General features: G+C 68.2%; 23 protein-coding genes. 20 read left to right on the top strand and 3 right to left on the bottom strand.

The window, feature by feature from the left end:
- Positions 1-37 precede the first annotated feature (37 nt).
- The 16 genes from IEX88_RS13855 (at position 38) to IEX88_RS13780 (ending at position 17434) form a co-directional block, all read left to right on the top strand.
- A complete protein-coding gene (locus tag IEX88_RS13855; RefSeq protein ID WP_188851610.1) occupies positions 38-1819 on the top strand; it encodes a nitrilase-related carbon-nitrogen hydrolase in 1782 nt (593 codons plus the stop codon).
- Positions 1820-2312: 493 nt separating this feature from the next.
- Entirely contained in the window at positions 2313-3482 is a 1170-nt protein-coding gene (locus tag IEX88_RS13850) for an ABC transporter substrate-binding protein (protein WP_188851608.1), read from the top strand.
- A 472-nt stretch (positions 3483-3954) separates the two neighbouring features.
- A complete protein-coding gene (locus tag IEX88_RS13845) occupies positions 3955-4881 on the top strand; it encodes a branched-chain amino acid ABC transporter permease (RefSeq protein ID WP_188851606.1) in 927 nt (308 codons plus the stop codon).
- The gene (locus tag IEX88_RS13840) at positions 4878-5885 is read left to right on the top strand and encodes a branched-chain amino acid ABC transporter permease (protein WP_188851604.1); all 1008 of its coding nucleotides are present in this window, start codon (positions 4878-4880) and stop codon (positions 5883-5885) included. The genes IEX88_RS13845 and IEX88_RS13840 overlap by 4 nt, the downstream gene beginning before the upstream one ends.
- Positions 5882-6643 (top strand): ABC transporter ATP-binding protein, encoded by a 762-nt coding sequence (locus tag IEX88_RS13835; protein WP_188851602.1) that lies wholly within the window; start codon positions 5882-5884, stop codon positions 6641-6643. Before IEX88_RS13840 ends, IEX88_RS13835 begins: the two co-directional genes overlap by 4 nt.
- The gene (locus IEX88_RS13830) at positions 6637-7335 is read left to right on the top strand and encodes an ABC transporter ATP-binding protein (protein WP_188851600.1); all 699 of its coding nucleotides are present in this window, start codon (positions 6637-6639) and stop codon (positions 7333-7335) included. The genes IEX88_RS13835 and IEX88_RS13830 overlap by 7 nt, the downstream gene beginning before the upstream one ends.
- Positions 7336-7422: 87 nt before the next feature.
- On the top strand, positions 7423-7881 hold the full coding sequence (locus IEX88_RS13825) for a cupin domain-containing protein (RefSeq protein ID WP_188851598.1): 459 nt from the start codon (positions 7423-7425) through the stop codon (positions 7879-7881).
- A gap of 34 nt (positions 7882-7915) precedes the next feature.
- A complete protein-coding gene (locus IEX88_RS13820) occupies positions 7916-9178 on the top strand; it encodes a flavin-dependent oxidoreductase (RefSeq protein ID WP_188851596.1) in 1263 nt (420 codons plus the stop codon).
- A gap of 80 nt (positions 9179-9258) precedes the next feature.
- On the top strand, positions 9259-10017 hold the full coding sequence (locus tag IEX88_RS13815) for an SDR family NAD(P)-dependent oxidoreductase (protein WP_188851594.1): 759 nt from the start codon (positions 9259-9261) through the stop codon (positions 10015-10017).
- Entirely contained in the window at positions 10014-10559 is a 546-nt protein-coding gene (locus tag IEX88_RS13810; protein ID WP_244640174.1) for a MarR family winged helix-turn-helix transcriptional regulator, read from the top strand. Before IEX88_RS13815 ends, IEX88_RS13810 begins: the two co-directional genes overlap by 4 nt.
- Positions 10556-11389, top strand: a complete 834-nt coding sequence (locus tag IEX88_RS13805; protein WP_188851592.1) for an enoyl-CoA hydratase family protein — start codon at positions 10556-10558, stop codon at positions 11387-11389. Before IEX88_RS13810 ends, IEX88_RS13805 begins: the two co-directional genes overlap by 4 nt.
- A 4-nt stretch (positions 11390-11393) precedes the next feature.
- On the top strand, positions 11394-12548 hold the full coding sequence (locus IEX88_RS13800; protein ID WP_188851591.1) for an acyl-CoA dehydrogenase family protein: 1155 nt from the start codon (positions 11394-11396) through the stop codon (positions 12546-12548).
- Positions 12549-12558: 10 nt separating this feature from the next.
- Entirely contained in the window at positions 12559-14199 is a 1641-nt protein-coding gene (locus tag IEX88_RS13795) for a benzoate-CoA ligase family protein (protein WP_188851589.1), read from the top strand.
- A gap of 2 nt (positions 14200-14201) precedes the next feature.
- Positions 14202-14645, top strand: a complete 444-nt coding sequence (locus tag IEX88_RS13790) for a RidA family protein (RefSeq protein WP_244640195.1) — start codon at positions 14202-14204, stop codon at positions 14643-14645.
- A gap of 155 nt (positions 14646-14800) precedes the next feature.
- On the top strand, positions 14801-16036 hold the full coding sequence (locus IEX88_RS13785; RefSeq protein WP_188851587.1) for an acyl-CoA dehydrogenase: 1236 nt from the start codon (positions 14801-14803) through the stop codon (positions 16034-16036).
- Positions 16037-16303: 267 nt separating this feature from the next.
- A complete protein-coding gene (locus IEX88_RS13780) occupies positions 16304-17434 on the top strand; it encodes a zinc-binding dehydrogenase (protein WP_188851585.1) in 1131 nt (376 codons plus the stop codon).
- Positions 17435-17508: 74 nt separating this feature from the next.
- Here IEX88_RS13780 and IEX88_RS13775 read toward each other — a convergent pair whose 3' ends face one another.
- The 3 genes from IEX88_RS13775 to IEX88_RS13765 form a co-directional block, all read right to left on the bottom strand.
- The gene (locus tag IEX88_RS13775) at positions 17509-18030 is read right to left on the bottom strand and encodes an acyl-CoA thioesterase (RefSeq protein ID WP_188851583.1); all 522 of its coding nucleotides are present in this window, start codon (positions 18028-18030) and stop codon (positions 17509-17511) included.
- Positions 18030-20417: an oxidoreductase gene (locus IEX88_RS13770; protein ID WP_188851581.1), complete on the bottom strand. Its 2388-nt coding sequence runs from the start codon at positions 20415-20417 to the stop codon at positions 18030-18032. Before IEX88_RS13770 ends, IEX88_RS13775 begins: the two co-directional genes overlap by 1 nt.
- Positions 20418-21226: 809 nt before the next feature.
- Complete coding sequence (locus tag IEX88_RS13765; RefSeq protein ID WP_188851579.1) at positions 21227-23305, bottom strand: 3-hydroxyacyl-CoA dehydrogenase NAD-binding domain-containing protein; 2079 nt, start codon at positions 23303-23305, stop codon at positions 21227-21229.
- A gap of 438 nt (positions 23306-23743) precedes the next feature.
- On the opposite strand from IEX88_RS13765, the gene IEX88_RS27285 reads away from it, so the two are divergent.
- The 4 genes from IEX88_RS27285 (at position 23744) to IEX88_RS13745 (ending at position 26347) form a co-directional block, all read left to right on the top strand.
- A complete protein-coding gene (locus IEX88_RS27285; RefSeq protein ID WP_373289594.1) occupies positions 23744-23878 on the top strand; it encodes an arginase family protein in 135 nt (44 codons plus the stop codon).
- 267 nt (positions 23879-24145) lie between these two features.
- Entirely contained in the window at positions 24146-24382 is a 237-nt protein-coding gene (locus IEX88_RS13755; protein WP_188851577.1) for a hypothetical protein, read from the top strand.
- A 119-nt stretch (positions 24383-24501) separates the two neighbouring features.
- Entirely contained in the window at positions 24502-24966 is a 465-nt protein-coding gene (gene derI, locus IEX88_RS13750; RefSeq protein WP_188851576.1) for a D-erythrulose-4-phosphate isomerase, read from the top strand.
- Between the two features lie 442 nt (positions 24967-25408).
- Entirely contained in the window at positions 25409-26347 is a 939-nt protein-coding gene (locus IEX88_RS13745) for a D-ribose ABC transporter substrate-binding protein (protein ID WP_188851574.1), read from the top strand.
- The last annotated feature ends 32 nt before the right edge of the window (positions 26348-26379 follow it).

The following is a 26379-nucleotide window of genomic DNA, read 5'->3' as shown; positions in this document are numbered from 1 at the left end:
CCGGGGATCCAGAGATTCCTCCCGCCAGGATGCCGCCATGCCGAGTCCCGCCTTCCAGGCCGCCGCCGTGCAATTCGAGCCGAGTCTCGGCGCGAAGGAGGCGAACATCGCGGGCCTTCTCGCCCTCGTGGAAGAAGCCGCCGCGGCGGGCGGAAAACTGATCGTCACGCCCGAAATGGGAACGACCGGCTATTGCTGGTTCGACCGGGCGGAGGTGAAGCCGATGGTCGAGCCGGTGCCAGGCCCGACCACAGACCGCTTCGCGGCCCTCGCCAAGCGGCTCGGCATCCACATCGTCATCGGCCTGCCCGAGGTCGATCCGGCGACGGACCTCTATTACAACAGCGCCGTGCTGATCGGGCCGGACGGCGTCGTCGGCACCCACCGCAAGACGCATCCCTACATCAGCGAGCCGAAGTGGGCGGCCTCCGGCGATCTCGGCCACCAGGTGTTCGAAACGCCCCTCGGCCGCATCGCCCTCCTCATCTGCATGGACATCCATTTCGTCGAGACGGCGCGGCTCGTCGCGCTCGGCGGCGCCGAGGTGATCTGCCATATCTCCAACTGGCTGGCCGAGCGCACGCCCGCCCCCTACTGGATCAGCCGGGCCTTCGAGAACGGCGTGCATCTCGTCGAGAGCAATCGCTGGGGGCTCGAGCGCGGTGTCCAGTTCTCGGGCGGCTCCTGCATCATCGGACCGGACGGGGCGATACTCGCCGCGATCGATTCCGGAGACGGCTTCGTCGTCGCGACCGTCGATCCGGCCGGCCCCGGCACGGGCATGGTGTTCGGCGAACCCGTCTTCGAGCAGCGGCGGCCGGCGCTCTACATGGAGCTTCTCACCAACACGTTCAGCTGGAATCCCGGCGACTTTTTTCGCCTGTACGGCGAAAAACCGCTTCCCGAGGGGCGAAAGGCCAGGATCGCCGTCGGCGAATTCTCCCCGTCACGCGACGCGGCGACCAATCTCGCCACCATCCGGGAACTCGCGGACGAGACCCTTGCGGAGGGTGCCGAACTCCTGGTCCTGCCGGAGCGCTGCCTGACCGGGCTGGAGGCGCCCGGCGAGACGGCCATCGGGCTGGACGATCCGCGGGTGCACGATCTCCTGGCTCTGACCGAAAAGACCGGGCTGCACATGGTTGCCGGTCTGGCGCTCCGCGAGGGCGGCCAGGTCTTCAACGCCGCCATCGTCTGCGGCCCCGCCGGCCTCCTCGGCGTCGCCCGCCAGACGCATGTCACGGCCGCCGACCGGGCCTGGGCGACGCCGGGCGACGATTTCACGGTCGTCGACCTGCCCTTCGCCCGGCTCGGCGTGATGGTCGGCCATGATGCGAGCTTTCCAGAAGTCGGCCGGGTGCTGGCGTTGCGCGGCTGCGACGTCATCGCCTGCCCGGCGGCGATCGACGGCGGTTTCCATGGCCAGCATGGCGGCACGCTGGTCGTGCAGCCCGCACCGATCCCGACCGGCGCCGATCCCCTGCACTGGCATCATTTCCGCGTGCGCGGCGGCGAGAACAACTGCTATTTCGCCTTCGCGAACGCCCGCCCCGCCTCGGGCGCGCCCAGCCACAGCGGCGTCTTCGGTCCCGACAGTTTTGCCTTTCCGCGGCAGGAGGCGGTGGTCGCCGGCAACCGCCGGCTGGCGGTGCTGTCCGCCGACACGGGCAATCTCGGCAGCGTCTACCCGACCCATGTCGTCCGGCGGAAGGATCTCGTCCTGATGCGCCAGCCGCATCATTACCCCCGCCTCATCGCCCCGCTCGCGCCGACGACAGCACAGACCTGGGAGACACCGGCTGTCATTTCGACGGGATGAGGTCCAGAATGGCCTGCAGCGCCGCGGCATGGGGATCGGGCGGGCCCTCGACGAGGACACCGCCGCTGGCCAAGACGAGCGCGCGAGCCTCGACTGAAGGCGCCGCTTCTTGTCCGACGGGAAGATGAACACCCGCCGCCCGGCATCCCGACACCGCTTCCGTCTGGCAGCCGATCGCGCTGGAGGGCAGCCGAACCGTGGGGCCGGGGCGGTCAGGGCAATGGCCATTTTCTCGACGGACGCCTTCCCTCTGCATAGGTGTGGCCGGCCTGCGCGCAAAGGCACTCCTCCAGCCGGCACTCCGACCAGTGCGCTCCCGCCCCTCCCCCTGCAGTGCCGCAAAATCATCCCGCACTGCACATAAAAACGGCATGAAAGAAAACTCGGCAGCCGTCCTTGCCTCGAATTATTTTATGCGTAAACTAATTTTCGCGGCCATGCATGAAGCCGGCGCCGGAGCGGCGGGCAGATGCGATCAAAGCGGAGATCCACCATGAAGTCGATACGAACCGTCGCCCTCGGGCTCCTCGCCGCTACGATTCTTTCCGGGGGCGCTGAGGCCGCCGATGGCAAGCTGAAGATCGGCCTGATGTTCACCTTGAGCGGCCCGGCAGCGGTGCTCGGCGAACAGGGTCGCGACGGCTTCCTGCTGGCGGTCGAGACGATGAACCAGAAGCTCGGCGGTCTCGACACCGAGCTCGTCGTCATCGACGACGAGCAGAAGCCCGACGTCGCCGCCAACAAGGCACGCCAGCTCGTCGAGAGCGACAAGGTCGACTTCGTCGTCGGTCCGATCTTCTCCAATATCCTGCAGGCGATCGCCAAGCCGGTGACCGATTCCGGCGCCTTCCTGATCAGCCCGAACGCCGGCACGTCGAACTTCGCCGGCGCCGACTGCAACAAGAACCTCTTTGTCTCCTCCTACCAGAACGACCAGGTGCACGAGGTGCTGGGCAAGGTGGCGCAGGACAAGGGCTATGCCCGCATGTTCCTGCTCGCGCCGAACTACCAGGCCGGCAAGGATTCGCTCGCCGGCTTCAAGCATTCCTACAAGGGCGAAGTCGTCGGCGAGATCTTCACGCCGCTCGGCCAGCTCGACTTCTCCGCAGAACTCGCCCAGATCGCCGCGGTCCAGCCGGACGCCGTCTTCGCCTTCGAGCCCGGCGGCATGGGCGTGAACCTCGTCAAGCAGTACCGCCAGGCCGGGCTCGAGAGCATCCCCTTCTTCTCCGCCTTCACCGTCGACGAGACGACGCTGCCCGGCCAGAAGGACGCCGCGCTCGGCTTCTTCGGCGGCGCCAACTGGGCGCCCGACATGGACAATCCGCAGTCCAAGGCCTTCGTCGCCGCCTACGAGGCGAAATACGACAAGGTGCCCGGCACCTACGCCATGCAGGCCTATGACGCCGCCCAGATGATCGACGCCGCGGTGAAGGCCGCCGGCGGCAAGCTCGAGGACAAGGACGCCATCCGCGCCGGCCTCAAGGCCGCCGACTTCCCCTCGCTGCGCGGCAACTTCAAGATCGGCAACAACCACTACCCGATCCAGGATTTCTACCTCGTCAAGGCGGCCAAGCGCGAGGACGGCAAGTACCAGACCGAGATCGTCGAGAAGGTGTTTTCGGACTTCCAGGACAACTACGCGGCGTCCTGCAAGATGTGAGGAAGGGGGCGGCGCGGGTTCCTGCGTGCGTCGCCCGCTCATGCTGTGAAGGGGCGCCTCCCCCTGACGGTTCGTCATCCCGGGCTTGAGCCGGAGGCGCCATCCTCTCAAGGATCGTCATCCCGGCCTTGAGCCGGGATCCATTCCAAACCGGTCGAGGGCTCTTTCCGCGACCGCAGACACCGGCTCCTGAACCGATTTGGCAGCGTCACAGGCTTCGGCGTGGATCCCGGCTCAAGGCCGGGATGACGAACTCATAGGGGAGAGCCATTCTGTCTCCCACGCGGCGGGAGCGCCCTTCGGCCGCACGGCATAGGCAACGACGCATCGCGGGCAGGCAAGGGACGCGTCGCGAGCAGCCAACGGCGGCAATTCGTTGCCGACAGCGCATCCCCTTCGCCAGGAGCGAACGACCGACGCCTCCGCCCGTCAACCGGGCCCCACGCCCCCGCACCCGCAACAACGGAACCGCATGCTCAACCTCTTCCTCCTCCAGGCGCTGAACGGCGTCCAGCTCGGCATCCTGCTCTTCCTGGTGGCGGCGGGGCTGACGCTGATCTTCGGGATCATGGACCTGATCAACCTGGCGCATGGCGTGCTCTACATGGTCGGCGCCTATCTCATGGCGAGCTTTGCCGCGATGACCGGCAGCTTCTTCATCGGCCTGGCGCTCGCTCTGCCGGCGGCCCTTGCCTTCGGCATCCTCATGGAATTCCTCGTCTTCCGAAGACTTTACGACCGTGACCATCTCGACCAGGTGCTGGCGACCTTCGGCCTAATCCTCATCGTCAACGAGGGCGTGAAGATGCTCTGGGGTGCCGCGCCCTTGAGCGTGCCGATCCCCGACATCCTGTCCGGCTCGGTGCCGCTCGTCGGCATGCTGCGCTATCCCGTGTTCCGCATCGCCATCATCGTCGCCGGCCTTGCCACGGCCGTGGGCCTCTACGTCCTCGTCAACCACACCCGCATCGGCATGCTGCTGCGGGCCGGCGCCACCAATGCGGCGATGGTTTCGGCGCTCGGCGTCGACATCCGCCTCCTGTTCATGCTGGTCTTCGGTCTCGGCGCCATGCTCGCCGGCTTTGCCGGGGCGATGGTCGCGCCGATCCTCTCGGTCGAGCCGGGCATGGGCGATTCCATCCTGATCCTCACCTTCGTCGTCATCGTCATCGGCGGCGTCGGCTCGATCCGCGGCGCCTTCGTCGCCGCCCTCCTCGTCGGCCTCGTCGACACGCTCGGCCGCACCTTTGGCCCGATCGTCCTGCGCAGCCTCATGGACCCCGCCGCCGCCTCGCAGGCCGGGCGGACCCTCGCGCCGATGCTGATCTACATCCTGATGGCGGCGATCCTCTGCCTGAAGCCGACGGGCCTCTTCCCGGCGCAGCGGGGCGCACGATGAGCGCCGACCTCGCCCGGCCTGGCCTTGCCGCCGCCCCGTCCCGTGCAACGTCCGGTCGCCGTCCCGGGACGGTCACCGCCGCGGTCGTCCTGCTGCTCGCCTTCGCCCTCGTTCCCTGGCTGGCCGTGCTGATCGGCGATCCCTTCATCCTGGTGACGGCGACGCGCATCCTGATCTTCGCCATCGCCGCGCTGTCGCTCGATCTCGTGCTCGGCTACGGCGCCATGGTCTCCTTCGGCCACGCCGCCTATCTCGGCATCGGCGCCTACAGCGTCGCCATCCTTGCCACGCTCGGCATCGACGACATCCTGCTGCAGGCCCTCTTCGCCATTGGCGCCTCGGCGCTCTTCGCCCTCGTCACTGGCGCGATCTCGCTGCGCACCAAGGGCGTCTATTTCATCATGATCACGCTCGCTTTCGGGCAGATGGCCTATTTCTTCATGGTCTCGCTCTCGGCCTATGGCGGCGACGACGGCATGACCCTTGGCGCCCGCTCGACGCTGTTCGGACAGGCCATTCTGGAGGGCGACCAGACGCTGTTCTACCTCGTCCTCGGCTTCCTCGCGCTCGCCCTCCTCGGCCTGTCGCTCTTGACCGGCTCGCGCTTCGGCCGCGTCCTGCGCGGGGCGCGCGACAATCCGGTACGGATGCAGGCGATCGGCTTCTCGCCCTACCGCTACCAGCTCACCGCCTATGTCATCTCCGGCGCGATCGCGGGCGTTGCCGGCGTCTTCCTCGCCAATCAGGCGGAATTCGTCTCGCCCGCCTACATGACCTGGCAGCGCTCGGGCGAGCTCATCGTCATGGTGGTGATGGGCGGCATGGGCACGCTGATCGGGCCTGTCGCCGGCGCCGTCGCCTTCCTGCTTTTGGAGGAATGGCTGTCGCACTTCTCCGAACACTGGAAGCTCGGCCTCGGCGTGATCCTCGTCCTCCTCGTCCTGTTCAGCCGCGGCGGCGTCGCCGGCCTGTTCAGGCGCCTGTTCGCCAGGGGCACGGCATGACCGCGCCGCTCCTCTCCGTCCGGAGCCTGCACAAGGCCTATGGCGCCCTCACCGTCACCGACGATGTCAGTTTCGACGTCGCCGAGAACGCGCTGCATGCGATCATCGGGCCGAACGGCGCCGGCAAGACGACGCTGATCCACCAGCTCTCCGGCAGCCTGCCGAGCGATGCCGGCAGCGTCCACTTTTCCGGCCGCGACATCACCCGCCTCGGCATGGTCGAGCGGGTGCAGGGCGGGCTCGCCCGCTCCTTCCAGATCACCTCGGTCTTCGAGGGCTTCACCGTGCTGGAAAACGCCGCGATGGCGGTGCAGGCGCGCTCGGGATCCAACTTCCGCTTCTTCGCGCCGGTCGCCCGCGACCGCGGGCTGAACGATCAGGCCATGGCGGCGCTTTCCCGCGTGCGGCTCGACGACCGCGCCGACCGCCTCGCCGGCAGCCTGTCGCATGGCGAGAAGCGCCAGCTCGAAATCGCCATCGCGCTGGCGACGGGCGCAAAGCTGCTGCTGCTCGACGAGCCGCTGGCCGGGACCGGACACGAGGAATCGGCGGTCCTCGTCGAGCTCATGCGCGAGTTGAAGGCGACGCACACCATCGTCCTCATCGAGCACGACATGGAGGCCGTCTTCGCCCTCGCCGACAAGGTCAGCGTCCTCGTCTACGGCCGGCTGATCGCCACCGGCTCGGCCGAAGAAGTGCGCCGCGATCCCGAGGTCCGCAGCGCCTATCTCGGCGAGGAGGAGGCAGCCCAATGCTGAAACTCGAAGCGATCGAAAGCGCTTACGGTCAGTCCCGCATCCTTTTTGGCATCGATCTCGATGTCGCCGCCGGCGAAGTGGTGACGCTGCTCGGCCGCAACGGCATGGGCAAGACGACGACGATCAAGTCGATCTTCGGCCTGCTGAAGCCGCTCGGCGGCCGCGTCGTCATCGACGGCGAGGACATGACCGGCCGCTCGCCGCACGCCATCGCCCAGCGCGGCCTCGGCCTCGTGCCCGAGGGGCGGCAGATCTTTCCGACGCTGTCGGTCGAGGAGAATCTCGTCGCCACCCGCCGCACCCGGACCGGCGCGGCACGCTGGACGCTGGAGAGCGTCTACCGGCTGTTTCCGCGGCTGAAGGAGCGGCGCCGCAACATGGGCAACCAGCTTTCCGGCGGTGAGCAGCAGATGCTGGCGATCGGCCGGGCGTTGATGACCAATCCGCGCCTCGTCGTTCTCGACGAGGCGACGGAGGGTCTGGCACCGCTGATCCGCGAGGAAATCTGGGCCTGCCTTCGCGCCATCAAGGACGAGGGCGAGGCGATCCTCGTCATCGACAAGAATGTCGACGCCCTCGCCCGCTTCGCCGACCGCCACGTCGTCATCGAGAAGGGCCGCGTGGTGTGGACGGGAACGACGCCCGAGCTTCTCGCGACGCCCGAGATCAAGGATCGATTCCTGCATGTCTGAGACGCCCAGCGGGGCCAGGCATTCCGGACACAAGAGTAGCACCTGCCGCATCCAAGCTCTTTCCTGCGGCACAGAAGGGAGAACGACATGACGCTGATGACACCCGGGGTCACCCTCGCCGGCGACGGCATCGACGGGATCAAGTGGAACATCCTCGGCCAGATCTATGTGCCGAAGCAGCACAGCGAGAGCTCGCTGTCCTGGCACGCGACCTTCCCGGTCGGCACTTTCGTGCCGCCGCACATCCATCCGTCGCAGGAGGAGTTCGTCTACATCCTCCAGGGACGGCTCGACTTCATCAACGACGGCAAGGAAGGCGCGGCCGAGCCGGGCGATCTGATCCGGCTGCCGCGCGGCATCCCGCACGGCCTGTTCAACAAGAGCCAATCCGACGTGAAGTGCTTCTTCTGGGTCTCGCCCGCCCGCCGGCTCTACGACCTGTTCTGGGCCCTGCACAATCTCGGCCCCGCGGCCAATCCGGCCGACGTCGTCGCCATCGCAGCACGGCACGAGGTGGATTTCCTGCCGCCGCCAGACGCCGCGTAACCTCTGGCGGAATGCGGAACTTGAGGAGACGGGCATGAAGGTCATCATCACCGGCGCCGGGATCGGCGGGCTCACTCTGGCCCTGATGCTGCACAGGCGCGGCATCAAGGCGGAGATCTACGAGCAGTCGCCCGAGGTCCGCGAGATCGGCGTGGGCATCAACACCCTGCCCCACGCCATCCGGGAGCTGGCCGAGATCGGCCTTCTGCCCGCGCTCGACGCGACCGGCATCCGCACCCGCGAGCTCGTCTACTACAATCGGCAGGGCCAGGAAGTCTGGCGCGAGGCGCGCGGCACCGAAGCCGGCCATCCCGTGCCGCAGTTCTCCATCCACCGGGGGCGGCTGCAGAAGCTGATCCACGACGCCGTCATCGAGCGTCTCGGCCCCGGCGCGGTGAAGACCGGCCTTGCCCTATCCGGCTTCCAGCAGGACGAGGGCGGCGTCACCGCGCATTTCACCGATGCGGTGAAGGGCGATGCCGGCAGGACGGTCACCGGCGACGTGCTGATCTGCGCCGACGGCATCCACTCGGCCGGGCGCCGGCACTTCTATCCCGGCGAGGCCGCGCCCTGCTGGAACGGCGTTTTGATGTGGCGCGGGGCCACCGAATGGACGCCCTGGGGCGACGGCAAGACCATGGCCATCGGCGGCGGCATGGGCGCGAAGTTCGTGCTCTATCCGATTGCGGAAGCGGCCAACGGCCGCCAGCTGATGAACTGGGTGGTCAACGTCAAGATGGCGGACGCCGCGGTTTCGCCGCCGCCGAAGGAGAGCTGGTCGCGCCCGGCGCTGCGCTCGCTCGTCCTGCCCTATGCCCGCCGCTTCAGCATTCCCGATTTCGACGTCTCCGCGCTCGTCGAGGCCACGCCGCAGGCCTTCGAATACCCGATGTGCGACCGCGACCCACTGCCGCGCTGGACGTTCGGCCGCGTGACCCTCCTCGGCGACGCCGCCCATCCGATGTACCCGGTCGGCTCCAACGGCGCGAGCCAGGCTATCCTCGACGCGCGGGCGCTGTCCGACGCGCTGGCGGAGTCCGAGCATCCCGCGCAGGCGCTGTGGCGCTACGAGCGCGAGCGGCTGGACAAGACGGCCGAGGTCGTCCGCCTCAACCGCAAGGGCGGGCCGGAGCGGGTGATCGACGAAGTGGAGAAGCGCGCCCCCGGCGGCTTCGACGACATCGACGCGGTGATGAGCCGGGCGGAGCGGCAGGCGATCGTCGGCGGCTATGCCGGAAAGGCCGGCTTTGGCCGGGATCCCTCGTCTCCCGCCGAGCGACGCGCGGCCAACGCCTGAGAGGCGAAAGCCGGATTGGGCGTTGCTCGCACGCGACGATAGTTTATGATTAAAGTATTATTTTCGGCAGGGACCCGCCCGTGAGCCACGCCTCTTCCCATGTTCTCGTCACCGGCGCCTCGCGCGGCATCGGCCGGGCGATCGCGCTCGCCTTCGTCGCCGCCGGCCACCGCGTGACGGTGCTCGGCCGCAACCCGGAGAGCGCAGCCGCTGCCGCCGCGGCGATCGGCGCGGCCGGGTCCGTGGCGGCCGACGTCACCGATGCCGAGGCGCTGACGGCGGCACTCGTCTCGGCAGCGGCAGAGGGCGGGCCGATCGACGTCCTCGTCAACAATGCCGGCGGGGCCGAGACGGCGCCCGTCTCGCGCCTCGACGTCGACCAGCTCCGGCGGATGATGGCGCTGAACGTCGAGCCCTTGCTGACGGCCGTGCGCGCCGTGCTACCGGCGATGAAGGAGCGGCAGTTCGGGCGGATCGTCACCGTGGCCTCCACCGCCGGGCTGAAGGGCTATCCCTATGTCGGCGCCTATTGCGCCGCCAAGCACGCCGTGGTCGGCCTGACGCGGGCGCTGGCCCTGGAACTCGCGACGACGGGCGTCACCGTCAACGCCGTCTGCCCCGGCTTCACCGACACCGATCTCGTCTCCGGCTCGCTCGACCAGCTGGAGGCGAAGACCGGCCGGGACCGCGCGGCGCTCCTTTCTGAATTCACCAAGGTCAATCCCATGGGCCGGCTGATCCGCCCCGAGGAAGTCGCCGATTGCGTGCTTTGGCTGTCCGGCCGCGGCGCCGGCGCGATCACCGGCCAGGCGATCGCGGTGGCGGGAGGCGAGCTGTGAGCCTCGACCACGCCGCCGGCGCCCATCCGATCGATGCCGAATCCAAGGTGCGCGAGAGCCCGAACGACCACCGGGCGGAACTGCGGCTCTGGCTCCGGCTCCTCACCTGCGCCAACATGATCGAGGCCGAGATCCGCAAGCGTCTGCGCGAGGAGTTCGACACGACCCTGCCGCGCTTCGACCTGATGGCGCAGCTGGAGCGCTCGGTCGACGGCATCCTGCTCGGCGAGCTGTCGCGCCGGATGATGGTCTCGAACGGCAACATCACCGGCCTCGTCGACCGGCTGGTGCTGGAAGGCCTGATCGAGCGGCAGGTGCTGGAAAGCGACCGCCGTGCCGCGCGCGTCCGGCTGACGCCGATCGGCCGCAGCACCTTCGCCAAAATGGCGGCCGCCCACAGCGACTGGGTCGCCGAGCTTCTCGCCGGCCTCTCTCCCGGCGACCAGGAAGCGCTGTGGTCGCGCCTCGGCGCGCTGAAACTTTCGATCCGCGGCGCCACCCACCCGTCTCGCGCCGTCCCCGCATCCGAGGAATCCCCATGACGCGCCAGACCAAGACCCGCGCCCCGCTCGGCCAGACCGCGCCAGAGCATTTTCTCCTCGCCATCGAGGCCGGCGTCGCCACGATCACGCTGAACCGGCCGGAGAAGAAAAACCCCCTCACCTTCGAGAGCTATGCCGAGCTGCGCGACACCTTTCACGCGCTGCGCTTCGACGACCAGGTGAAGACCGTCGTCGTCACCGGCGCCGGCGGCAATTTCTCCAGCGGCGGCGACGTGTTCGAGATCATCGAGCCGCTGACCAAAATGGGCGCGTCCGAGCTTCACGCCTTCACCACCATGACCGGCGACCTCGTCAAGGAGATGCGCGGCTGCCCGCAGCCGGTGATCGCCGCCGTCGAGGGCATCTGCGCCGGCGCCGGGGCGATCATGGCCATGGCCTCCGACATCCGCATCGCCGGCGCCGGCGCGAAGGTCGCCTTCCTGTTCAACCGCGTCGGCCTCGCCGGCTGCGACATGGGCGCCTGCGCCATGCTGCCGCGCATTATCGGCCAGGGCCGAGCCTCCGAGCTGCTCTACACCGGCCGGTTCATGCCGGCGGAGGAAGGCGAGCGCTGGGGCTTTTTCAACAGCGTCACCGACAAGGGCGGCGCGCTTGCCGCCGCCGCGGCCATGGCGGCTCAGCTGAACCAGGGCCCGACATACGCCAACGGCGTGACCAAGCGGATGCTCCACATGGAATGGGCGATGGGCGTCGACGCGGCGATCGATGCCGAGGCGATGGCGCAGGCGCTGTGCATGAAGACCGATGATTTCCGCCGGGCCTTCGAGGCCTTCGCCGAGAAGCGCACGCCCGTCTTCGAGGGGAACTGAGACCATGGCGGACACGAGCTTTCTCGACTGGCCCTTCTTCGACCCCTTCCACCGGACGCTGGCGGCCGAAGCCGAGGCCTGGGCGGCGACGCATATACCCGGGCTCGCCGACCATCACGACGTCGACGGCTCCTGCCGGCGCCTCGCCGTCGCCATGGGCGAGGCCGGCTTCCTCCAGTATGCCGCGCCCGAGAACGGGCATTTCGACGTGCGCAGCCTCTGCATCCTGCGCGAGACCTTTGCCCGGCACGACGGCTTGGCCGATTTCGCTTTCGCCATGCAGGGCCTCGGCACCGGCGCGCTGACGCTGTTCGGCTCCGACGCGCTGAAGGCGGCCGTGCTGCCCGGCGTGCGCGCCGGCACCAGCCTTGCCGCCTTCGCGCTGACCGAGCCGGAGGCCGGCTCCGACGTCGCGCAGATCGCGCTGGCGGCGACCTCCGTCGAGAGCGGCATGGTCCGGCTCGACGGCGAAAAAACCTGGATCTCGAACGGCGGCATCGCCGGCCACTACGTCGTCTTCGCCCGCAGCGGCGAAGCGCCGGGCGCGCGCGGCCTTTCCGCCTATCATGTCCCGGCCGACACGCCCGGCCTCTCCATCGCCGAGCGGCTGGAGACGATCGCGCCGCATCCCCTCGCCCGGCTGCGTTTCGACGATTGCCGCATCCCCGCGTCGAACCGCATCGGCGGCGGTGGCGACGGCTTCAAGATCGCCATGGCGACGCTCGACGTCTTCCGCTCGACGGTGGGCGCTGCGGCGCTCGGCTTCTCCCGCCGCGCCCTCGACGTGACGCTGGAACGCTGCCGGAGCCGAAAACTGTTCGGCGCGCCGCTCGCCGACATGCAGCTCACGCAGACGGCGCTGGCCGAGATGGCGACGGCGATCGATACCTCCGCCCTCCTCGTCTACCGCGCCGCCTGGGCCCGCGACCGCGGCGCGCCGCGCATCACCCGCGAGGCGGCGATGGCGAAAATGGTCGCCACCGAAAACGCGCAGGCCGTGATCGACCGTGCGGTGCAGCTGCATGGCGGCGAAGGCGTGCGCTCGGGCTCGGTGCCCGAGACGCTCTACCGCGAGATCCGGGCGCTTCGGATCTACGAGGGCGCGAGCGAAGTGCAAAAGCTCGTCATCGCCCGTCAACTCCTGACCCAACCCGCCTGAGGAGGTTTCCATGACCGGCTCCTGCCATGTCGACACCTTCGTCCTCGACAACCTGCCGCCCGCCGAGCTTCAGCCGGACTTCATCAACCTCGATCGCCTCGGCTATCCCGAGCACCTGAACGCCACGGTCGAGCTGGTCGACCGGCACGTCGCCGAGGGCCGGGGCGACCGGATTGCGCTGGTCGCGCCGGGGCTTCGCTGGACCTATGCCGAGCTCTCGCGGCAGATCAACCGGATGGCGCATGTCCTCACCGGCAAACTCGGCCTCGTGCCGGGCAACCGCGTGCTGCTGCGCTCGGCCAACAATCCGGTGATGGTGGCGCTCTACATGGCGGTAATCAAGGCCGGCGGCATCGTCGTCGCTGCCATGCCGCTGCTGAGGGCCGGCGAGCTGGTGCAGATCATCGACAAGGCCGAGATCCGCCTCGCGCTCTGCGATGCCAGCCTCCGCGACGAGATGGAGAAGGCGGCGGCGCGCACGTCGATGCTCCAGCGCACCGTCTTCTGGGAAGGCGCTGGCGGCGGCGAGCTCGGCACGTTGATGCAGGGCGTGCCCGAAACGTTCGAGGCGGCGCCGACGCGGGCCGACGATCCCTGCCTCCTCGGCTTCACCTCCGGCACCACCGGCCTGCCGAAGGCGACCATCCACTACCAGCGCGACCTCCTCGTCATCTGCGACGCCTATGCCAAGGAGATCCTCCGGGCCGAACCGGACGACGTGTTCATCGGCTCGCCACCGCTTGCCTTCACCTTCGGCCTCGGCGGCCTCGTGCTGTTCCCCTTCCGCGTCGGCGCCTCGGTCGTGCTGCTCGAACGCGCCTCGCCGCCGGACCTCGCCAAGGCGATCGAGGAGCACCGCGCTACCATCTGCTTCACCGCGCCGACCGCCTATCGCGCCATCCTCGGCAAGATCGACGACTACGACCTGTCTTCCCTGCGCAAATGCGTCTCGGCCGGCGAGACGCTGCCGGCGCCGACCTTCGATGCCTGGCTTGCCGCGACCGGCTTGACGCTGATGGACGGCATCGGCGCGACAGAGATGCTGCACATCTTCATCGCCGCGCGCGAGGAGGACGTGCGCCCCGGCGCCACGGGGCGTCCGGTGCCGGGCTACGAGGCGCGCGTCATCGACGAGAACGGCGAGCGCTGCCCGCCCGGCACGCCGGGACGTCTCGCGGTGCGCGGCCCGATCGGCTGCCGCTACCTCGCCGACGAGAGGCAGAGGGTCTACGTCTCGAATGGCTGGAACATCACCGGCGACACCTATGTCGAGGACGAGGACGGCATCTTCTGGTTCAAGGCGCGCAACGACGACATGATCGTCTCCTCCGGCTACAACATCGCCGGGCCGGAGGTGGAATCCTGCCTGCTCGCCCATGCCGCCGTCGCCGAATGCGGCGTTGTCGGCGCGCCGGACGGCGAGCGCGGCCGGATCGTGAAGGCCTATGTCGTGCTGCGCGACGGCGCCGAGGCGACGCCCGATCTGGTCAAGGCGTTGCAGGACCATGTGAAAGCGGAACTGGCGCCCTATAAATACCCGCGGGCCATCGCCATCGTCGATGCCCTGCCCAAGACCGAATCCGGCAAGCTGCAGCGTTTTGCGCTGCGCAGCCGGGCGGAACAAGAAGCCAGCCTGGGAGAGACTGCGTGAACCTGACAAGGCCGATCGGCGGCCCCGCCGAACCGGGCGAAACCGCCGAGCCCCCTCTCACCGTGCTCCTGCCCGCGGGCTGGAAAAAGCCGCGCGGCTACGCCAACGGCATGGCCGGCCGCGGCACGGTGGTGATGACCGGCGGCCTGATCGGCTGGGACGCCGACGAGGTTCTGGCCGACGGATTCCTGCCGCAGGTCGAGCAGACGCTGAGGAATATCCTCGCCGTCGTCGCCGAGGCCGGCGGCGGGCCGCAGCATGTCGCCCGGCTCACCTGGTACGTTCGCAGCGTCGAGACCTACCGGGAATCGCTGGCGGATCTCGGGCCGATCTACCGCGCCACCTTCGGCCGCCATTATCCCGCCATGGCGTTGGTCGAAGTCGCCAATCTCGTCGAGCCGAAGGCGCTGGTCGAGATCGAGGCGACGGCCATCATCCCGGACTAACGCCGCGCGACCGCCATTGCCGGGCGCCGCTGGCGCCGGGACGCTGAAATGCCGCGACCGGAAACACCGGCCGGGACTTGCCGGAACCCTCCCGGCCCTGCCATTGAAGACCTGATATCGACGCGGCCGACGGTCGTGTCTGCAAGGAGAGCGCCATGTCCGCCGCCGCCCCGACCACCCCCGCCCAGAGCTTCGGCACGCAGCCGAAGGCCGACGCCGCCTTCGTCTGGGCCGATCCCTTCCTGATCGACGACCAGCTCTCGGAAGACGAGCGGATGATCTTCGACTCGGCCGCCGCCTATGCCGAGGAGAAGCTGCGCCCCCGCATCGTCGACGCCTATCGCGACGAGAGCTTCGATCGCGCGGTCTTCAACGAGATGGGCGAGCTCGGCCTCCTCGGTGTGACGCTGCCGGAGGAATATGGCTGCGCCGCCGCCTCCTACGTCTCCTACGGCCTCGTCGCCCGCGCGGTCGAGCGGGTCGACTCGGGCTACCGCTCGATGATGTCGGTGCAGTCCTCGCTGGTGATGTACCCGATCTACGCCTACGGCTCGGAAGAGCAGCGGATGAAATATCTGCCGAAACTCGCCTCGGGCGAATGGATCGGCTGTTTCGGCCTGACCGAGCCGGATGCCGGCTCCGATCCCGGCGGCATGACCACGCGGGCCGAGAAGGTCGCCGACGGCTACCGCCTGACCGGCGCGAAGATGTGGATCTCCAACTCGCCCGTCGCCGACGTCTTCGTCGTCTGGGCGAAGTCCGCCGCCCATGACGACAAGATCCGCGGCTTCATCCTGGAAAAGGGCATGGCCGGCCTGTCGGCGCCGAAGATTTCGGGCAAGTTGTCGCTGCGCGCCTCGATCACCGGCGAGATCGTCATGGACGGCGTGATCGTGCCGGAGGAGAACCTCCTGCCGAACGTCTCCGGCCTGAAGGGCCCGTTCGGCTGCCTCAATCGCGCCCGCTACGGCATTTCCTGGGGCACGATGGGCGCCGCCGAGGACTGCTGGTTCCGCGCCCGCTCCTACACGCTGGAGCGCCAGCAGTTCGGCCGCCCGCTGGCCGCCACCCAGCTGATCCAGAAGAAGCTCGCCGACATGCAGACCGAGATCGCGCTCGGCCTGCAGGCGAGCCTGCGCGTCGGCCGCCTGTTCGACGAGGGCAAGATGGCGCCGGAGATGATCAGCCTCGTCAAGCGCAACAACTGCGGCAAGGCGCTCGACATCGCCCGCCAGGCCCGCGACATGCACGGCGGCAACGGCATCATGGGCGAATACCACGTCATCCGCCACTCGCAGAACCTCGAGACGGTGAACACGTACGAGGGCACGCACGACGTCCACGCGCTGATCCTTGGCCGGGCGCAGACGGGGATTCAGGCGTTCTTCTGAACCCTCCAGATCCCGGGGCACTGCCCCGCTCAGCCTTTCGAACCGCCGTCCCGAGCCCCGAGCCCGGGGCGGCGTTTGTGTATCGAGACGGCGCATCAACGCCGGACGTTCGGGGCAGACGCTCGTTTCGCCTCGGGAAGGAGGCGCCATTGCAATCCGGGGCCGGCACCATAGCTGGCGAAAGGACGGGCGCCGGGATCGACCGATTTTCTCGCGGCGGCCTGCATTTTCTCGCACCTCAGCGAACCGTGCACGAAGGATATCGCGATGACCGACAAACCCGATCAGGGCCTTGAACTCCGAACGACGATCACGCCGGACGGCGAACTCCGGCTCTCGCTGGAAACTGTTGCGATTGACGAACCCGGGGATGACGAGGTGGTGGTCCGGGTCGAAGCCGCGCCGCTGAATCCGTCCGATCTCGGCCTGCTGACCGGCCCGGCGGATCTCTCGACCATGCGCAAGACCGGCTCGCCCGACCGTCCCGAGCTGATCGCCACGGTACCGCCGGCGCGCATGGCCGCTATGGCGCCGCGGCTCGGCCAGTCGCTGCCGGTCGGCAACGAGGGTGCCGGCACGGTCGTCGCTGCCGGCAAGAACGTGCAGGCTTTGCTCGGCCAGCGCGTCGGCATGTGGGGCGGCGCGATGTACACGCAGGTCCGCCGGCTTCCGGCCCGCGACTGCATCGTGCTGCCCGAAGGGGCGAGTGCCGCCGACGGCGCGTCGATGTTCGTCAATCCGCTGACGGCCCTCGCCATGGTCGAGACGATGCGGCGGGAAGGCCATACGGCATTGGTGCACACCGCCGCGGCCTCCAATCTCGGGCAAATGCTGAACCGGATCTGCCTTGCCGACGGCGTCGAGCTCGTCAACATCGTGCGCAGCGACGCGCAGGCCGAGCTCCTTCGCGGCGCCGGCGCCCGCCACGTCGTCGACAGCAGCCGCGAGAGCTTTGCCGAGGACCTCGCCCGCGCGGTCGACGAGACCGGCGCAACGATCTGCTTCGACGCCATCGGCGGCGGCTGGATGGCCAACAGCGTCCTGCACGCGATGGAAGCCTCGGCCAGCCGGCATGCCACCGCCTACAACCGCTACGGCTCCTCCACCTTCAAGCAGGTCTATATCTACGGCATGCTCGACACCGGGCCGACCCAGCTCGATCGCGGTTTTGGCCTGACCTGGGCGGTCAGTGGGTTCCTCTTGATGAACTTTCTCGGCAAGGCCGGCCCCGAGGTGGCGAAAAGACTTCGCGAGCGCGTCGCGCGCGAACTCACCACCACCTTCGCCAGCCACTACACGAAAACGATCTCGCTCAAGGACCTGCTCGACCCCGCGATCATCACGGAGGTCACGAAGAAGGCGACCGGCCAGAAGTATCTGCTCGATCCCAGCCTGTAGAGCACGCGGCGGGCCGCTAGCGGCCCGCCGACCCCATCCCGGAGATCATCAGCTGCAAATCCGCGTCTCCGCTGTCAGGCAGGGACGAGAAAAACGGCCATCCGCTCCCGCAGCGCGTCGGGGATCGCCATCGACTTCGGCGCCGCCCCCGAGAGGTCGCAGTAGACGATCGTGTGCGTCGCCGTCAGCACCGGGCGCCCGCCCTCCCGCTCCGCCGCGATCGCCAGGTTGATCGACGAGCGGCCGAGCGAGGCCACCTGCAGGCGGTAGGTGAGCACGTCGCCGAGTTCCGCCGGGCCGATAAAGTCGATCGACAGCGACCGCGCCGGCACGCCCTCGTCGCGGGCGATGTGGATGGAGCGGAAGTCGGCGTCGAGGGCCTTGGCAAACCAGTCCTCGACGACCCAGTTGAGCATCTCGATCAGCCGGGGGAAGAAGGCGATGCCGGCGGGATCGCACTGGCCGAAACGCAGCGTGTAGTCGGCGGTGAAGGTTTTTCCGCCCTGCCCCGACGCGCCTGCGTTCCGGTCCAGGGCATCCTCTTTCTCTGCATCGGCAGCGTTGCCAGACACGGGATCCGTCGCGGACCTGTCCATTATTCCGCCGCCTCGCGCCGGGCCCCGTCTGCCGACGTGGCTTTGGCCAGTTCGGCCGGGCGCAGGCGTGCCTTGCGGCGGAGCTCGGTCTCCTGCTCGCGCTTCTTCGTCAGTTCGCGGTGCGCCTGGTCGCGGCCCGCCAGATACTGTTTCGGCCAGTGCTGGTTGCGCGCGTCATAGGAGGCGGCGGCCTGCAGGGTGAAGGCCGGGTTCCACATGTGCGGGCGGCCGAGGGCGACGAGGTCGGCCCGGCGCGTGTGGAGGATGGTGTTGACCTGCGCCGCCTCGGTGATCGCGCCGACGGCCATCACCGCCATCCTCGGCACGTTGCGCACGGCTTCGGCGAACTGCACCTGGAACATGCGGCCGTAGAGCGGCTTCTGGCCCGCGACCGTCTGGCCGGCGGAGATGTCGGCGAGATCGCAGCCGGCGGCCGCAAAAGCCTCGCAGATGGCGAAGACGTCCGCCTCCTCGATGCCGCCGTCGATCCAGTCGGTCGCCGAGATGCGTACCGACATCGGCTTGTCCGCGGGCCAGGCCGCGCGCATGGCGGAAAACACTTCTAGCGGGTAGCGCAGCCGGTTTTCGATGGAGCCGCCGTATTCGTCCTGGCGAAAATTGGTCAGCGGCGACAGGAAGGAGGCCATGAGGTAGCCGTGGGCGCAGTGCAGCTCCAGCATGTCGAAGCCGGCCCGCGCGGCGCGCTCGGTCGCGGCGACGAATTCGTCGCGGATGCGGTCCATGCCGGCGCGGTCGAGCTCGGCCGGCACCTGGCTGACGCCGTCGAGATAGGGGATCGGCGAGGCCGAGGTGATCGGCCAGTTGGCGGCGGCGTCGACCAGCGGCCGGTCCATCTTCTCCCAGCCGAGCTGCGTCGAGCCTTTTCGGCCGGCATGGCCGAGCTGCATCACCATCTTGGTCCGGCTGTTGGCATGCACGAAGTCAGCGATGCGCTTCCACTGCGCTTCGTGCTCGTCCGTCCACAGGCCCGGGCAGCCCGGCGTGATGCGCGCATCGGCCGAGGGGCAGGTCATTTCGGTGAAGACCATGCCGGCACCTCCCAGCGCATGGGAGGTGTAGTGGACGAAATGCCAGTCGGTGAGATTGCCCTCCGCGTCGGCGCAGTACTGCGCCATCGGCGCCATCACGACGCGGTTGGCGAGTTCCATGCCGCGCAGCCGGAAATTCGTGAACATCGGCGTCGGACGGCTCTCCCGGTAGTCGTCGCCGGTCGCCTGGAAGAGCTCCTCATAGAAGGCGGTGTCGACCTTTTCGACGAAGCCGGGATCGCGGACGAGGAGGTTGTCATAGGTGATCGCCTTCGCCCGGCACATCACCACCATGGCGAACTGCTCCGGGCTCATGTCCCAGGAGCGGTTCATGTGCTCGAACCAGGCGAGCGAGACGTCGGCATTGTGCTGGGTGATCTCGCAGGGCGTGCGCCGCGCCTTGTCGTAAGCGGCAAAGGCCGCCTGGACGTCGCTCTCGGCCTTGTCGACGACGGCGTCGGAGAGCGCGATCGCGCATTCCATCGCCAGTTTGGTCCCCGAGCCGATGGAATAATGCGCCGAGGCCTTGGCGTCGCCGAGCAGCACGATGTTGTCGTGGCTCCACTGGCGGCAGTAGATGCGCGGAAACTGCCGCCAGGCTGAGCGGTTGAGGAGCAAGGGATGGCCCTGCAGTTCCTCGGCATAGAGCGCTTCCAGCGCCGCCTTCGACTGTGTCTCGTCCATGCCGTCGAAACCGTGGCCGCGCCAGCAGGCGTCGTCCATCTCAAAGATCCAGGTCGAGCGGCCGGCCTCGTACTGGTAGGTGTGGGCGCAGATCACGCCGTGCTCGGTCTCGCGGAAGAAATAGTTGAACTCGTCCATCGGCCGGGTCGAGCCCATCCAGCAGAAGCGGTTCGCCTTGATCGTCACCTCCGGCTGGAAGCTTTCCCGGAAATGCTCCCGGATGCGCGAGTTGACGCCGTCGGATGCGACGACGATGTCGCTATCGGCAAAGCGGGTCGCGATCGCCTCCGGCGGCACGGACACGCCGAAATGCAGGCCGATCCCTTCCTCGCGGCAGCGCGCCTGCAGGATGTTCAACAGCTTCATCCGGGAAATGCCGGCAAAGCCGTTGCCACCGCAGCGCATCTCGGCGCCCTGCTTGTGCACGGCGACGTCGTCCCAATAGGCGAATTCGTGGCGGATGCGGTCGAAGCTCTTCGGGTCGCGCGCCAGGAACTCGTGCAGCGTCTCGTCGGAGAAGACGACGCCGAAGCCGAACGTGTCGTCGGCCTGGTTCTGCTCGTAGAGATCGATCTGCCAATCCGGCCGCCGCTTCTTGGTGAGAAGGGCAAAATAGAGACCGCCGGGGCCGCTGCCGATCACGGTGATGCGCATCCGATGTCTCCTGAGCTTCGGTGTCCGGAGATAGTTTAGAGTTAAAGTATTTTCGCGCAAGGGGGCGGTGGGGTCGTTGTGACCACGGGACGATCGGTCGCGGCGGAGCGGCACGTCGGGCCGACTTAGCGTGACAGGATTGCGCGCCCTCGCATGCCTCAACCTGCACCTCACAGAGCGTCTGCACACCCAGCCACGAACCCCAGAGGTCGTCCTCCTCGGCCGAAGGCCGGGGATCTCGCGTCTTTACCGTCAAGCGTTTTGATGTTTTCATGGCTCGTTGTCTCGGGCGATGGCGTTGAGAGTGACGAGCCTTTTTCGCAGGGACGAGCGCCTCGGCATGGGAACTGGGTCAAGCCTCGAACGACTGATGTTGGAGGGTGGCGGAAGAGGTCACTGCCTGTTGAACGCAAAGCGCCGTCCTCTCCGGATAGTCATCCCGGACTTGATCCGGGACCCATTCCAAATCGCTGAACATGATCGAGGACGGCGGACATTCCCGATCCTGACCCGATTGGGCAGTGACGACGCCTCGGCATGGGTTCCGGGTCAAGCCCGGAATGACTAAACTTGGAAGGTCGCAGGAAGCTTCATTGCCTGCCGAGCGCGAAGCACTGTCCCTTCCAAATAGTCACCCCGGCCTTGAGCCGGGACCCATTCCCCAACGAGGCCGTGGCATTCCGGCACCGGATAGGCGCGCTTCCGCTGAGGCATAGATCCCCGGGGCCAGGGCCCCGAGGATGACGATACGGAAGCGAGGTGAAGCTCACGGTGGCCCCAATGCCCTCATCAGGAGCCAACCGACAGCCTCAGAGGTCGCCGAAGCCCCTGCCCTCGGCCACCAGGCGCTCCAGCAGTGGCGCCGGGTGGAACGCTTCGCCGTGCGTGGCTTCGTAGCGGCGAAGGCCGGCGAGCACGGTGCCGAGGCCGAGCCGGTCGGCGTAGTACATCGGCCCGCCGGTATAGGCCGGCCAGCCATAGCCGTGGATCCAGACGATATCGATGTCGGACGCCCGGGCGGCGATGCCCTCGTCGAGGATCTTCGCTCCCTCGTTGATCATGGGATAGAGGCAGCGCTCGAGGATTTCCTGATCGCTGACGGAGCGGCGCACGTACCCGTCCCGGGCCGAGACTTCGAGGATCAGCGCCTCGACATCGGCGGACGGGGTCGCCTTGCGCGCGGCGTCGTAGTCGTAGAAGCCGGCGCCGGTCTTCTGGCCGCGGCGACCGCGCTCGCAGAGGATTTCGCGCACGGTCTCGCCTTTCGACGTCTCGGCGCTCCAGCCGAGGTCGAGGCCGGCGAGGTCCGACATGGCGAAGGGGCCCATCGGCAGGCCGAAATCGGTGAGCACGCGGTCGACGTCCCAGGGCATGGCGCCCTCCAGCAGCAGGGCGTCGGCCTGGAGCTTGCGCTGCGCCAGCATGCGGTTGCCGACGAAGCCGTGGCACACGCCGACGACGACGGCGGTCTTGCCGATGCGCTTGGCCAGTTGCATCGCGGTGGCGATCACGGCGGGCGCCGTCTTGGCGCCGCGCACCACCTCGAGCAGCTTCATGACATTGGCCGGCGAGAAGAAGTGCAGGCCGAGCACATGCTCTGGCCAGTTCGCCAGCGCGGCGATCGCATCGACGTCGAGATAGGAGGTATTGGTGGCGAGGATCGCGCCGGGCTTGGCCACGGCGTCGAGCCGGGAGAAAACCGCCTGCTTGACCGCCATGGTCTCGAACACCGCCTCGACGACAAGGTCGCAACCCGCCAGCGCCTCCATGTCCAGCGCGCCCGAGAGCAGCGCCAGCCGCGCCGCGGCATCCGTCTCGCTCATCCGCCCGCGCTGCACGGATCCCTCGTAGTTCGCGCGGATGGTCGCCATTCCCCGGTCGAGCGCGGCTTGCGTCGTTTCGACCAGCGTGACCGGCAGGCCGGCGTTGAGAAAGTTCATCGCGATGCCGCCGCCCATCGTGCCGGCGCCGATGACGCCGACCGTCTCGACGGACAGCGTCGGCGTTCCCGCCTTCAGCCCCGGCACCTTGCCCGCCTGCCGCTCCGCGAAGAAGACATGGCGCATCGCCGCCGATTGCGGGCTGGCGACCAGTTCGGCGAACAGTTTTCGCTCCAGCGCCAGCCCCTCCTCGAACGGCAGCTCAAGCGAGCCCCGGACGGCGGCGACGACATGGCCGAGCTGGCTGGTACCGCGAAATTTACGGCCATGGGCCTTCTCCGCCGCGGCAAAAATCGTCTCGTCGCCGCGATCGCGGTCGGTCCAGTCCGTGCGGTCGCGCGTGCGGTTCCGCGGCGCGTCCTCGGCGACGATGCTGCGGGCGAAGGCGAGCGCGCCCGCCCTGAGATCCTCGTCGGGAAGCACGGCGTCGATGAGACCGGCAGCTTTCGCCGCCGCAGCACCGATCGGCGTGCCCGACAGGATCATCTCCAGCGCCCGGGCAGCGCCGACGAGGCGCGGCAGGCGCTGCGTCCCGCCGCCTCCCGGCAGGAGGCCGAGCTTCACTTCGGGCAGGCCGAGTTTCGCCGAGGGCACGGCCACGCGAAAATGACAGGCGAGCGCCAGTTCCAGGCCGCCGCCGAGCGCCGTGCCGTGGATCGCGGCGGTGACTGGCCGATCCATCGCCTCGATCGCCGCCTGCACCTCGGCCAGTGACGGCGCCTGCGGCGGCTTGCCGAACTCGGTGATGTCGGCCCCTGCGATGAAGGTTTTTCCGGCGCACACCAGCACGACGGCCTCGACGGCGGGATCTCGCCTCGCCGCCTCGAACGCGTTGACGAGGCCGGCGCGGACGACCTGGGACAAGGCGTTGACCGGTGGGGAATCGACCGTGACGACGGCGATGCCGCCGTCGATGTCGAGACTGACTTCCGTGTCGGTGCGGTCCATGGTGGGCTCCTCCCTGCGATTCTCGTGGCAGAGGTAAAGCATCCGCGGGCGCCGTCGGACAACCAGCCCGCAGTCGTCCCGACCGTGAAAGCCCGGCCGAGCCCGGCACCAGCGGCGGAGCAATGCCGCTTGCGGCCATAGCGCGAGACCTGCCGCGGGCGAGCCGTCGCGGCATGACCCGCCCTCCCGGGGTGCCGTTCCGGCTCGCGAGAGGACCGACGGGAGCGGGCCAGGTCTTCAATCCCTGCCCGCCAAAATCTCCGGCGGCAGCAGCGAATTTCCTTTTCGCAGTGCAAACGCCGGCCGATAGTCACGCCGTCGGCGTGGACGTGATCGACCCGGCCTATGCCCCGGGCACCGGCACACCGGCACACCGGAGATCGGCGGCATCTCGGCCTTCCAGGCGCAGTCGCTGGTGCGTGGCCTCAGTAGCTCGACATAGTCGGCGCCGATCTCGTCGAGGTCTCGCCGCCGCTCGACCCGACCGGGCTGACCGCGCTGACCGGCGCCACCATGCTGTTCGAGCTGCTATGCGCTATGGCCGAGAAAGGCGCATCACCCGCCACAGGCTGAGCGCCCGGTGGCCCGCCGCCGCGTTTCCATCGGGAATCAAGGACCTGCGAAAGTGATTCATCGCGCTGCGGTAGGTCGTTCGGCCGGCTTGGCTTCTCGCCTCCGCGGGAGGCGCGACGCGGCCGCAGGCCGCCGCCGGCGGGCGTCGCCGCCGGCGGGCGATGGGCCTGTCGTGACGCCGGCGCCGCCTTGATGGCACCGCCAAGAAGCGCTCTACATGAAGGGAGCCGGCGCGCGACAAGGCCGGCGTAAAGGGAGGACGATGCCATGCCCAGAACACGATATGTGATCGAGACCGGGACCGATGCGACGGGTGGCTGGACCGCCGGCAGCTTTCACGAAGCGTTCAACGCCGCCGACGACACGGCCGCTAAAGGAAGCCTTCGCACGGCCCTGACAGAGCTCGGCTATACGCAGGGCGAGGAGACGCATGTCCGGCTTCTCGACCCCGACAAACTGGAAATCGCCCGACTCCCGTTGAACGAGGCCTTCTGGACGAGCTAGAGGAAGCCGCCGCATTCCTGCCCGCGGCGGATGGGAAGAGCCTTCGCTCATCCCGTCCGACGCATCGCTCCGCGCGGTGGCCGCCGCGCAGGACAACCCGCCCGATCGAGGAAACTTCGATGAAACTTGCAATCGCCGGCGACAGCGCCGGAGCCCCGCTCGCCAAAATTCTGGCCGATCACCTGGCCAGCCGCCCCGATCTCGAGGTGTTCGAGGTCAGCCAGCCGCCGGAAGGCGCCGAAAAATTCTATGCCGACCTCGCCGACCGGGTCGCGAGCGGCGTGCTCGACGGCACCTATGACCGCGCCATCCTGTGCTGCGGCACCGGCATCGGCGTAGCGCTGTCGGCCAACAAGGTACCCGGCATCCGCGCCGCCCAGACGCACGACACCTATTCGGCCGAGCGGGCCGCCCTGTCGAACAACGCGCAGATCATCACCATGGGCGCCCGCGTGATCGGCACGGAACTGGCGAAATCCATCGCCGACGTCTATCTCGCGGCGGAATTCGACGCGACCGGCCGATCGGCGGACAATGTCCACGCGATCGACGCCCTCGACGCCAAGTATCACGCGGGCCGCTGAGGCCTCATCGGGAAGCGCCGCCCCTTGCGGGCGGTCGCTTCCCGGGAGCAATCCTCCGCCTCGCCCCGGGTTTCGGCTGATCGAGTGGCCGCGAGGCCCGCAGCTGAAGATACCGATCGGCGGCTGGCCTCCCGCGACCGTCGCCGCCGGTGCCGCTTACCCCGTTCCCTGCCCTTCCTTTCTCTCCTCGAGTACCCAGTGCCCTGCCGACCACGTCGGGCGGGTGCCTCCGCTTGCCCGAAAGCAACCGCCGCCGACGACGCGACATGGCACCTCATTATACCAGTTGACGACCCCCTACCCCCATGCGATGTCTTTTCGCGTCGGCTGCTGGGAGGCAGGACGGACCGCCGAGCGTCAAAACGCCGGTCGGAGAAGGCGACGCGCACCGGCATGGACCGGGCCGCCCTTCGGAGTTCAACAACGTTCGGGAGGGAACGGAATGTTCAAGAAGATCATGCTGTCGACGGCTGCGCTGGCCCTGTGGACGCTGGCGGCACCGATCGGTGCGCAGGCCGCCGACCTCCTCGCCATCATCACGCCGAGCCATGACAACCCGTTCTTCAAGGCCGAGGCCGAGGGTGCCGACGCCAAGGCCAAGGAGCTCGGCTTCGAGACCCTGATCCTCGTCCACGACGACGACGCCAACAAGCAGAGCCAGCTCTTCGACACCGCCATCGCGCGCGGCGCCAAGGCGATCGTGCTCGACAATGCCGGGGCTGCCGCCACCACCGCCCCGGTCGCCAAGGCCAAGGCCGCCGGCATCCCGACCTTCCTGATCGACCGCGAGATCAACGAGACCGGCATCGCCGTGTCGCAGATCGTCTCCAACAACTACCAGGGTGCCCAGCTCGGCGCCGAGGAATTCGTCAAGCTGATGGGCGAGAAGGGTCCCTATGCCGAGCTCGTCGGCCGCGAGGCCGACACCAATGCGGGCATCCGCTCGGGCGGCTATCACGACGTGATCGACCAGTATCCGGACATGAAGCTCGCCGCCAAGCAGTCGGCGAACTGGAGCCAGACCGAGGCTTTCGAGAAGATGCAGACGATCCTGCAGGCCAATCCCGAGATCAAGGGCGTCATCTCCGGCAACGACACCATGGCCATGGGCGCCTGGGCGGCGCTCGAGGCGGCCGGCCGCACCGACGTCATCGTCGTCGGCTTCGACGGCTCCAACGACGTGCGCGACTCCATCATGAAGGGCGGCATCAAGGCGACCGTCTTGCAGCCGGCCTACCGCCAGGCGCAGCTCGCCGTCGAGCAGGCCAAGCTGTTCCTCGACACTGGCAAGACCGGCGTCGATGAGAAGCAGCTGATGGACTGCATCCTGATCAACGCCGACAATGCCGCAAAGCTCGAAACCTTCGCGCTGAAGGACTGAGAGTGCCCGCGGGCCCCGGGGCGCTTGGCGCG

Source organism: Aureimonas glaciei (assembly GCF_014643375.1).
Classification (GTDB): domain Bacteria; phylum Pseudomonadota; class Alphaproteobacteria; order Rhizobiales; family Rhizobiaceae; genus Plantimonas; species Plantimonas glaciei.
The sequence above is the reverse complement of the archived record's forward strand: the minus strand, read 5'-3'. Positions and strand labels throughout refer to the sequence as shown.

What these genes read in the sequence shown, in the direction of transcription:
- IEX88_RS13855 (WP_188851610.1), top strand. Translation starts at nt 38, where the DNA reads ATGCCGAGTCCCGCCTTCCAGGCCGCCGCCGTGCAATTCGAGCCGAGT.
- IEX88_RS13850 (WP_188851608.1), top strand. Translation starts at nt 2,313, where the DNA reads ATGAAGTCGATACGAACCGTCGCCCTCGGGCTCCTCGCCGCTACGATT.
- IEX88_RS13845 (WP_188851606.1), top strand. Translation starts at nt 3,955, where the DNA reads ATGCTCAACCTCTTCCTCCTCCAGGCGCTGAACGGCGTCCAGCTCGGC.
- IEX88_RS13840 (WP_188851604.1), top strand. Translation starts at nt 4,878, where the DNA reads ATGAGCGCCGACCTCGCCCGGCCTGGCCTTGCCGCCGCCCCGTCCCGT.
- IEX88_RS13835 (WP_188851602.1), top strand. Translation starts at nt 5,882, where the DNA reads ATGACCGCGCCGCTCCTCTCCGTCCGGAGCCTGCACAAGGCCTATGGC.
- IEX88_RS13830 (WP_188851600.1), top strand. Translation starts at nt 6,637, where the DNA reads ATGCTGAAACTCGAAGCGATCGAAAGCGCTTACGGTCAGTCCCGCATC.
- IEX88_RS13825 (WP_188851598.1), top strand. Translation starts at nt 7,423, where the DNA reads ATGACGCTGATGACACCCGGGGTCACCCTCGCCGGCGACGGCATCGAC.
- IEX88_RS13820 (WP_188851596.1), top strand. Translation starts at nt 7,916, where the DNA reads ATGAAGGTCATCATCACCGGCGCCGGGATCGGCGGGCTCACTCTGGCC.
- IEX88_RS13805 (WP_188851592.1), top strand. Translation starts at nt 10,556, where the DNA reads ATGACGCGCCAGACCAAGACCCGCGCCCCGCTCGGCCAGACCGCGCCA.
- IEX88_RS13800 (WP_188851591.1), top strand. Translation starts at nt 11,394, where the DNA reads ATGGCGGACACGAGCTTTCTCGACTGGCCCTTCTTCGACCCCTTCCAC.
- IEX88_RS13795 (WP_188851589.1), top strand. Translation starts at nt 12,559, where the DNA reads ATGACCGGCTCCTGCCATGTCGACACCTTCGTCCTCGACAACCTGCCG.
- IEX88_RS13785 (WP_188851587.1), top strand. Translation starts at nt 14,801, where the DNA reads ATGTCCGCCGCCGCCCCGACCACCCCCGCCCAGAGCTTCGGCACGCAG.
- IEX88_RS13780 (WP_188851585.1), top strand. Translation starts at nt 16,304, where the DNA reads ATGACCGACAAACCCGATCAGGGCCTTGAACTCCGAACGACGATCACG.
- IEX88_RS13775 (WP_188851583.1), bottom strand. Translation starts at nt 18,030, where the DNA reads ATGGACAGGTCCGCGACGGATCCCGTGTCTGGCAACGCTGCCGATGCA.
- IEX88_RS13770 (WP_188851581.1), bottom strand. Translation starts at nt 20,417, where the DNA reads ATGCGCATCACCGTGATCGGCAGCGGCCCCGGCGGTCTCTATTTTGCC.
- IEX88_RS13765 (WP_188851579.1), bottom strand. Translation starts at nt 23,305, where the DNA reads ATGGACCGCACCGACACGGAAGTCAGTCTCGACATCGACGGCGGCATC.
- IEX88_RS13755 (WP_188851577.1), top strand. Translation starts at nt 24,146, where the DNA reads ATGCCCAGAACACGATATGTGATCGAGACCGGGACCGATGCGACGGGT.
- derI (WP_188851576.1), top strand. Translation starts at nt 24,502, where the DNA reads ATGAAACTTGCAATCGCCGGCGACAGCGCCGGAGCCCCGCTCGCCAAA.
- IEX88_RS13745 (WP_188851574.1), top strand. Translation starts at nt 25,409, where the DNA reads ATGTTCAAGAAGATCATGCTGTCGACGGCTGCGCTGGCCCTGTGGACG.